The 8,550-nt window shown below is 42.0% G+C and carries 7 protein-coding genes; all 7 read right to left on the bottom strand.

All coding sequences use genetic code 11. The features are described from left to right. Positions 1 to 2,646, bottom strand: a 2,646-nt coding sequence (locus K8F54_RS06680; RefSeq protein WP_290788810.1) for an efflux RND transporter permease subunit, incomplete at its 3' end; no start/stop codon positions are given. Positions 2,647 to 2,773: 127 nt separating this feature from the next. Further along, positions 2,774 to 3,850, bottom strand: a complete 1,077-nt coding sequence (locus K8F54_RS06675; RefSeq protein ID WP_290788808.1) for an efflux RND transporter periplasmic adaptor subunit — start codon at positions 3,848 to 3,850, stop codon at positions 2,774 to 2,776. Between the two features lie 11 nt (positions 3,851 to 3,861). Beyond that, positions 3,862 to 5,166, bottom strand: coding sequence for a TolC family protein (locus K8F54_RS06670; RefSeq protein WP_290788806.1), 1,305 nt, complete (start codon positions 5,164 to 5,166; stop codon positions 3,862 to 3,864). Positions 5,167 to 5,332: 166 nt separating this feature from the next. Further along, a complete protein-coding gene (locus tag K8F54_RS06665; protein WP_290788804.1) occupies positions 5,333 to 6,133 on the bottom strand; it encodes a sulfite exporter TauE/SafE family protein in 801 nt (266 codons plus the stop codon). Positions 6,134 to 6,212: 79 nt separating this feature from the next. Beyond that, positions 6,213 to 6,845, bottom strand: coding sequence for a Crp/Fnr family transcriptional regulator (locus K8F54_RS06660; RefSeq protein ID WP_290788802.1), 633 nt, complete (start codon positions 6,843 to 6,845; stop codon positions 6,213 to 6,215). After that, positions 6,842 to 7,951 carry a DUF6544 family protein gene (locus K8F54_RS06655; RefSeq protein ID WP_290788800.1) on the bottom strand — a complete coding sequence of 370 codons (1,110 nt, stop codon included), beginning with the start codon at positions 7,949 to 7,951 and terminating at the stop codon, positions 6,842 to 6,844. The genes K8F54_RS06660 and K8F54_RS06655 overlap by 4 nt, the downstream gene beginning before the upstream one ends. A 10-nt stretch (positions 7,952 to 7,961) precedes the next feature. Continuing rightward, on the bottom strand, positions 7,962 to 8,546 hold the full coding sequence (locus K8F54_RS06650; protein ID WP_290788798.1) for a porin family protein: 585 nt from the start codon (positions 8,544 to 8,546) through the stop codon (positions 7,962 to 7,964). Positions 8,547 to 8,550: the final 4 nt, after the last annotated feature.

Raw genomic sequence — 8,550 nt, 5'->3', positions numbered from 1 at the left:
TTTTATATACAACTCTTCTAAAGAATACCCTTCAGGAAGTGGTATCTGCTTCAGTTTATCTGTCATTCCTAAAATGGCATAGACCGGACTTTCAAGTGCGCCTGCCATATCGGCCATCACATACACCACTCGCTTTTGATTCTTCCTATAAATACTCTTGTCCCGAATCGTTTCCTTAATCTCAATCAAATCGGCTACAGGCACCATATTTCCTTGGTTGGATTGTATCTTTATTTGGGATATATCCTGCAGGGTGGATTTTTCCTTTTCATCCAAGGATACTATTAATTGTACTTGGCGAGAAGCATCCTCATCGTACAATTGGGTGACAGCGTGTTCACTCAAAGCCATATGCATGGTTTGTGTGATCTGCTGTGGGGTCACGCCGTACAGCATGGCCTTTTCCTTGTTGATAACAAACTGATATTCGGTTTGGTCTGCTTCAACCATCCAGTCCACATCTACCACATCGTCTGTGTTTATTAGTATCTGCTGAACCGCATCGGCCACCTCTATCTGTGTCTTATAATCCGGCCCGTAAATTTCGGCAACGATCGTAGACAATACCGGAGGCCCCGGAGGAACTTCCACAATTTTCACATTGGCGCCAAACTTTGCAGCGATCTTCTGAATCCCGGGTCGGAAGGCCTTGGCGATATCGTGACTTTGATCCTTTCTATCTTTTTTATCGGTTAGGTTTACTTGAATATCGGCCATATTACTTCCTCCTCTTAAATCGTAATGCCGCACCAATCCGTTAAAGGTTATGGGTGCCGAGGTACCTACATAGCTCTGGTAATTTACCACCTGCGGTTGCATGGCAACAAACTGGCTGATTTCCTTAGCGACCACAGCCGTTCTTTCAAGGGTGGTCCCCTCCGGCATATCGATTACTACCTGAAATTCATTCTTATTGTCGAAAGGCAACATCTTCACAGCCACCGAATTTGTAAAAAACATCCCTACCGATCCCATCAACAAAAGGAATGTAACCCCAAGGAACAACCAGCGCTTTTTCTTATTTTCAATTAACGGCGTCTCAAACTTCGCGTACATTCGGTAAATAAAGGTGTCCTCTAATAACTTAGGTTCCTTGACCGGTTTTCCCTTTTTCTCTTTTTCTCTTAGGAAGAGTACGCCCAGATAAGGTGTAATGGTAAGTGCCACAAAAAGAGATAATAACATCGCAATAGAGGCGCCAATAGGCATAGGCGACATATAAGGCCCCATTAAACCTGAAACAAATGCCATGGGTAAGACCGAAGCAATCACCGTCAATGTGGCCAAAATGGTGGGATTTCCTACTTCATTGATAGCATATATGGCTGCCTGCTTAAAAGGCAATCGTTTCATTTTAAAATGTCGGTGCATGTTTTCGGCAATAATAATGGAATCGTCCACCACTATACCGGTCACAAATACCAAGGCAAAAAGCGTAATCCGATTGAGGGTATAATCTAAAATATAGTAACTCAATAAGGTAAGTGCAAACGTAATGGGCACCGATAGGAATACTACTAATCCGCCACGCCAACCCATAGCAAGCATCACCACCAATGTAACCGCGAGGATTGCTCCAAGAAGATGTAGCAATAATTCGGACACTTTTTGTGAAGCCGTTTCACCGTAGTTTCGAGTTACTTCCACATGTACATCATCCGGAATAAGGTTTGTACGCAAATGCTCAACTTTTTCCAGAATAATATCCGAAATTTTCATAGCATCCGCGCCTTTTCGTTTTGCGATCGAAATAGTCACAGCCGGATACTCCGAATTATACTGCGCCGCATCCTCACTCGCCTGACCAAAGCCCAATGAAACATAATTTTTTGGAATTTCCGGTCCGTCTTGTATTTTCGCGATCTGCCTCAAATAGATAGGCCGATTTTGTTGTACGCCTACCACCAGATTTTCAACATCTTCAGCCGATTCCAAAAATTTTCCGGTTTCAATTAAGAATTCAGTATCGTTTTTATCAAAACTACCCGCTACTAACTGCTGGTTGTTCACCCTAATCATTTCAGAAACACTCAAAAAATCGAGTCCGCTGGCAGCTAGTTTTTCCTTGTCCAACACCACTCGTAACTGACGGTTTCTCCCGCCTATTTTCTGAGTAGCCGACACATCACCTACCTTCTCGATCTCATCGGTTAGCTCCTGTGCGAGCTGTTTTAGTTGGTAGTCGTCATAATTTTCACTCCAAAGTGTAAGTCCCAACATGGGAACATCGTCAATAGACCTAGTTTTTACCAAAGGGAATGTCACACCCGCCGGCATTTCATCCATATGCTTGTTGATCTCGTTGTACAGCTTCACAAAAGACCGTTCAATATCTTCTCCCACATAAAATTGCACGATGACCATGCCCTGTTCTTTCATCGAGGTAGAATACACATATTCAACCCCCTTGATATTGGAAATAAGTTTCTCCAATGGCTTTATGACACGTGATTCAACCTCCGTCGGATTTGCCCCGGGATAGCCTACAAAAATATCGGCCATGGGTACATTGATCTGTGGTTCTTCTTCTCTTGGGATCTGAAACGAGCTATACACGCCAATCACCATAAAGACGATCATAAGAAGCACTGTTAGCTTAGAGCCTATAAAGCCCTTGGCAATTTTTCCTGCTAAACCTTCTTTCATTTTTTATATTTTTTTTGGCGTTCGAGCGGGCTATCCGCTTCAATCTTTTTAAGGTGTCCCTTCTAATTCATTTCACCTCCGGACACCTTAAAAAGGATTTCCACTGCTATCCCTAACGCAGCCTCTATTATTGTATATTGATTTTTGCGCCGTTGTATAATTTCCCTTCTGCCGAAACGATATACGATTCGTCTGCCGACAATCCCGAGAGCACTTCTACCCGATCTCCGAAGCTGCGCCCAAGGCGCAACCATCGCAACAAGGCAGTTTTACTTTCACTTACGGTATACACTCCGGATAGTTGCCCTTTGTGGACCAATGCGGCTTTTGGTATAAGTACCATGGTCGAAGCCGTATTCTTTTCTAACGGAAATTGAACGGTGGCAAACATCCCCGACAATATTGGCACCTCTGTTTTATCTAAAACCACTTTTACCAAATACTGTCCGCCCGTATTCCTTGCTGAAGCGCTTACCTCCGTAACTTCGCCTTTTAGGGTGGTGTTGATCGAACTCACCACCACATTCACTTCGATTCCCGAAGAAATCTGTGAAATCTCACTCTCCGGTACCATGGCTGTTACTTCAAAAGCTCCGGGGGTTTCTATCGCCAAAAGGGGTGCTCCAGGACTGGCCATGGCCCCTTCATCTATAAACATATTGGTGATCACGCCATGAAAAGGTGCTCTAATCGCAACGTATGAAAACTGTGCGTTTACCTCATTTTTTAACTGTTTGGCAGCCTCGAGACGTGCCTTTGCCATTTCGTAGCGTGCCGTTATATCGTCCAGCTCTTTTTGTGAAGCACTGTTATCGGCAAATAAATTTTGAAAACGCCGGTAATCCTTTTCAGCATTAACAAAAGCCGCATTAGCCTCTGTTATTCCGGCAGTTACCTGCGCGCTTTTCGCCGACAGATCTGTGTTATTAACACTTAACAGCAATTGTCCCTTGGTTACCTTATCGCCCACTTTTACATGAATTTTTGTGACAAAACCATTCATTTTAGTACTTAGATTAGCACTGTTGGTCGCTTCTATTTTTCCGCTGGCCACCAAAAAAGGAGTCTGGGCAGAGTTATTAACTGCATCCACTTTTACAGCGATCGCTTGGTTTTGTTCGCTATTGGATTTCTTAGCAGCATCTCCACAACTCAAAAGTGTGGTTCCAATGAATAGCAGGAGTATGGTATATATCTTTTTCATAAGATGATTTTCTAATTCTTGGTTAAAAACTGTACATACGCTAGGGCGTAGTTGTATTGAAAAATAGTGGTGTAATATTCCAGTTGTTTTTGAGCATACTGAGTTTCGGCAAGTAACAGATCATTTGTCCGTTCAAGCCCTTCCTTAAAACGGTTGGTTCTAATGCGCAACGATTCTTTAGACTGTTGCAGGGCAAGTTGTGTAAGCTTTAGGTTGTTTTTAGCATCCGAAAGCATGCGCTTTGCCCTATGTAATGCTACCTCACTCTCGGCCTTATATTGTTCGTATTCCAATTGCGACTTCTCAAATTCGGCTTTGCTCTTCTGTGTTTTTCCCAGCCGTTTACTGCCTTCCAGAATATTCCAACTCAAAGAAGCGCCCACTAGATACCCACTGGCATCCCCTTGAAAGATCTCGCTATCGTACAATTCGTAACTGCCAAATGCGTTCAACCGTGGCAAAAAGGACATTTTATCGGCTCGATATTGTTCTTTGTAGGCTTCAGAAACGTACTTCTTTGCTTGTAGGTCGGCTCTTTCTTCAGAAAGCGATGTGTCTTCCATTATTTCAGAAGAAATCACTAACGAATCTGACGGCTTCATAATGCGATAGGTGGTATCATGCATTAGTACAGAAAGGTAATTTGAGCTGTTTTCTACGGTACTCTGCGCGTATTGCAGCTGGTTCTCCACTTCTGTAAGTCGAACCTCAACGGCCAACACATCGGATTTTTGTAAATACCCCTGCTTATAACTATTGGAGGCCAATCGCAGATTTTCTTGTGCGGCTTTTTTTGCGGTTTCCAACACTTCCAGTGTTTTGTAGGCCAATTGTAACTGCATAAAGGCCTTTTCCACTTCAAGTGTGATATACGCCTCGGTGCGTTCCAATTGCTGCCGACTCGCAGCTAGCTTCGCTTTTGCTGCCTTGCGATGAAAAAGTCCGTCCATATTTAATAAGGGCTGCTGAATTTCGATACGCGTGCTGAAATTAGTCACCTGTGAAGGATCATTCAGCAAAGCTGGATCAAAGTCATTTTGAGTTAAGATCTCCTGATTTAATTTGGAACCAAAGGCCATTAACGGATTGGTGGTTGCATATCCCGTATACGATGCAGTAATATTTGGTAAAAAAACGGCGCGGGTCTGCTGATATTCACCCTTTGCACTAAGTATGTCTTGTGCTCCAATCTTTAGGGCATTGTTATTTTCCGCTACGGCCTGCAAAATCTCTTGTTTCGAGACTAAAACAATTTCCTGTCCATGTACCAAAGAGGATGCGAACAGTAACATATAAATTAATAGGACTTGCTTCATTGTGGCTATTCCATTTTGTGTAGGGCAAAAATACACTTAGGAATAGGACAAGTCAGTAACCTTTGTTACACTGGCGTATTATTAAAAAGTTCGTTTTGGGAGGGGAAAGGATGGTGCTTATTTTACAATAGCAGGTATGAACTATTTTGCAAGTTGAATTCTGAAGTTATTTGGTAAATTCCTTCATAATAATATAGAGTGCCATCAACAGCACGAACCACCCGAAGCCTTTTTTAAGTTTTTTACCATTTATAAATTTGTTTATACCGGTTCCGATAAAGATTCCAATAATGGACAATGCAGAAAAGCTTATAAGAAAGATCCAGTCGATATCCAAATTCTCAATATCGCCTATAAATCCAATAAGCGACTTAGTAGCAATAATCAACAGCGACGTGGCCACCGCCTTTTTCATAGGCAATTTTGCCAATAATACCAACGCCGGAATAATTAGAAAACCACCCCCGGCACCTACTACTCCGGTCAGTAATCCCACACCAAGGCCTTCAAAAATTATAAGTGGATAGTTATAAATAACCGGGGTACTTTCTCCAAGATCCTTCCCATTTGAACGTATCATAGATCCGGCTGCCAATAACATAATGATGGCAAAAAACACCATGATACCTACATCTTTGGTGACTAAATAGTCTCCAACATAGAATAATTCTTCCGGGATTGCAGGTACAATATATTTTCTGGTGGCATATACAGCGATAAAAGCTGGGATTGAGAAAACAATGGCCGTCTTAAAATCGACCAAGCCTCTTTTCATATTCTGAAAGGCACCAACTAAGGCCGAAACCCCAACCACGAAAAGCGAGTAGGCGGTTGCCGTCACCGGGTTTAAATGCAAAAGATAGACAAATATAGGAACGGTTAGTATGGAGCCACCGCCACCAATAAGTCCCAAAACAACTCCTATCAATAGGGCTCCAATATATCCTAAAACTTCCGTTATTTCCACTCGACTGGTTAGTTGATTCTTTTTTGGGTAAAAGAACGCAACAATATACTATAAAAATATAAGTAAAGAAACAGCCTGTTTATAAAGAAATTACTTTGATCCTATTTCGCTGAAGTTCAATTTTACCCAATTTCTCGAGTTGCTTCAAAAGTCGGGAGATTACAACTCGGGAGGTATTGAGTTCGTAGGCGATTTCCTGATGGGTATTTTGTACGATCATATCGTTGGTTACTTTCACCTTGTCACGAAGATATTTCAGCAGCCGTTCATCCATGCGTAAAAAAGCAATGCTGTCAATAGTCTCTAAAAGCTCGTTAAATCGATTGTGATAACTTTTGAATACAAAATTTCGCCAACTTTTGTATTTCCCGGTCCATTCTTCCATTTTCTGAACCGGTATCATGATTAGTTTGGTATCTAGTTCGGCAATGGCCCTTATCTCACTTTTCTTTTGACCCATACAACAGGTCATGGTCATGGCACAGGTATCGCCTCTTTCCAAAAAATAGAGTAACAATTCGTCTCCTTCCCCGTCTTCCCGTAATATCTTAATAGCACCGGAAATTAAAAGTGGCATGGAGCGCACATAATCACCAATTTCGATAAATTTATGCCCTTCAGAAACCTCCTTAAAAATTCCTACTTCACTAATCTCTTGCAATAAAGGAGCTTCAAAAATCTCGCTGTAGCCCTCTCTTAGTTCGTCTATCATTTAGGTTTAAATAGTTGTAATTCATTATACGCTAAGGCTGTAAGCTCAAGTGTTAACCATGTAAAATCTCCCGCATCCAACTTCCAGGTCACCTTACATTTATAGGGGATTTTGACACCTTGAAAAACCTTAAACTCCACCGGTTCAATATACCATTTTTCCAGCGTTGCCGCATCATCTGCTCCATAAAAACGATTTGCTTCAAAAGAGATAAGTTCACCCTCTTGGCTAAAAGTAAAAGTCCCCGTAACACTTGATCCGTTTATGGATAGTGTTGCCCTTGCCGAACTACTATCAAGCTGTTCCCAATCGATATATTCTGAAAGTGCTGCAGAAGGATACCAGCACATTTCTCCTAAAAACCGAAGCATGGCTCCTGAATTTATTTTTTCATTAGCCTTTTCATTAACAACAGGAATCAAGGAAGCCACTTTGATCAACATTGCTCCTTTTCCATTTTCAAGCTTGTCCCTCCCTCTAAAAGAAACCAAAGGCATCATCTTTGCCGAAGTAGTCCATACAAAGGACGGATTGGCCACATCAATGTATTGTTCGGCCGTAAAGGGCATCCAACTTTGCTCCGGTTTGGTGCGCATCTCACCCGTTTGTTGCAATCGCACTGAAACTGCTTCGGCAGTACCAATCACGCCCGAAAAGCGCATCCATTGTTGTACGATTGGCGGTAAGGAGGAAATAGCTGCCTCCGTTATTATTTCAGAAGAAACAGCCTTGCCGTTTTGTATTAAATGTAAGGATTCCTGCTTGGTCATTTTAACAAATTCTACTTCAGCAAACCCCTGAATCGAAACTAACAGAATAATAACATTTGCAATGGTACCAAATTTTGCATCCTGCCAAGAAAGTACAACGATCACCTGCGAAATTATCACGGCAATTATAGCAATTACCGGCCAGCTGTCATGCTTATATAAAAAAAGCAAGACGGTGATAAAAAAAAGAACCGTTGCCAATAACCAAAGCAAACCTATCGGTTTGGAAATTGTTTGAGTGAGTTGTTCTATTTTGGCAAAATGAAAGGCCTTTAGAAACCCTAAGGAGTGTATGGCACCGTGAAATAATAACAATATAACAAACAACGACTTCATGTACATCAGGCTAAAAATTTGCTGAAACACCTATCCCAAAACCCACGTAGTTTAGCGTTAGATCGATGTTGTTATTTTCTATCTTCAGTTCTCGGGAAAGCGATCGATACCGAATTTCCGGACGTAATTTCCAATTCTCTACAAATTCGTAGGCAATCCCTGCTCCTATTTGCCAACCCAATCCATGGTCTGTATCCACACTGGATTGAACGGTATAATTTTCCAATTCGATATGATTATACACCGCACCACCATTCACAAAATAGGAAAGTGGCGGCGTTCCAATAGGGATGGTAAGTTCTAGCCCAAAGGTATAACCCGCCTCTTCTACGTCGATCTTGGGATCATTCAAATTGGTGTCTTTTATTTTGAATTGATTCCATCCCCAACCCGCATAGGCAGATAGATGCGGCATAAGGTAGTACGAGACCTTTGCCTCAAATCCAAAACCCGTTGTGAGATCGGCACCATCGAGTTTCTGTGTTGGAAAGCTAATTCCAGGTCTGAATTCGGCCATCCAACGTTCTTGAGCAACTGCCGAGTACGTGAGTCCAACAAAAAGCAGGACTACTATTATTAATTGCGTGGTCTTCATGGAT

The organism is Altibacter sp. (assembly GCF_019913785.1).
In the GTDB taxonomy this organism is placed as follows: Bacteria; Bacteroidota; Bacteroidia; order Flavobacteriales; family Flavobacteriaceae; genus Altibacter.
This window is presented reverse-complemented; position numbering and strand designations above follow the sequence as displayed.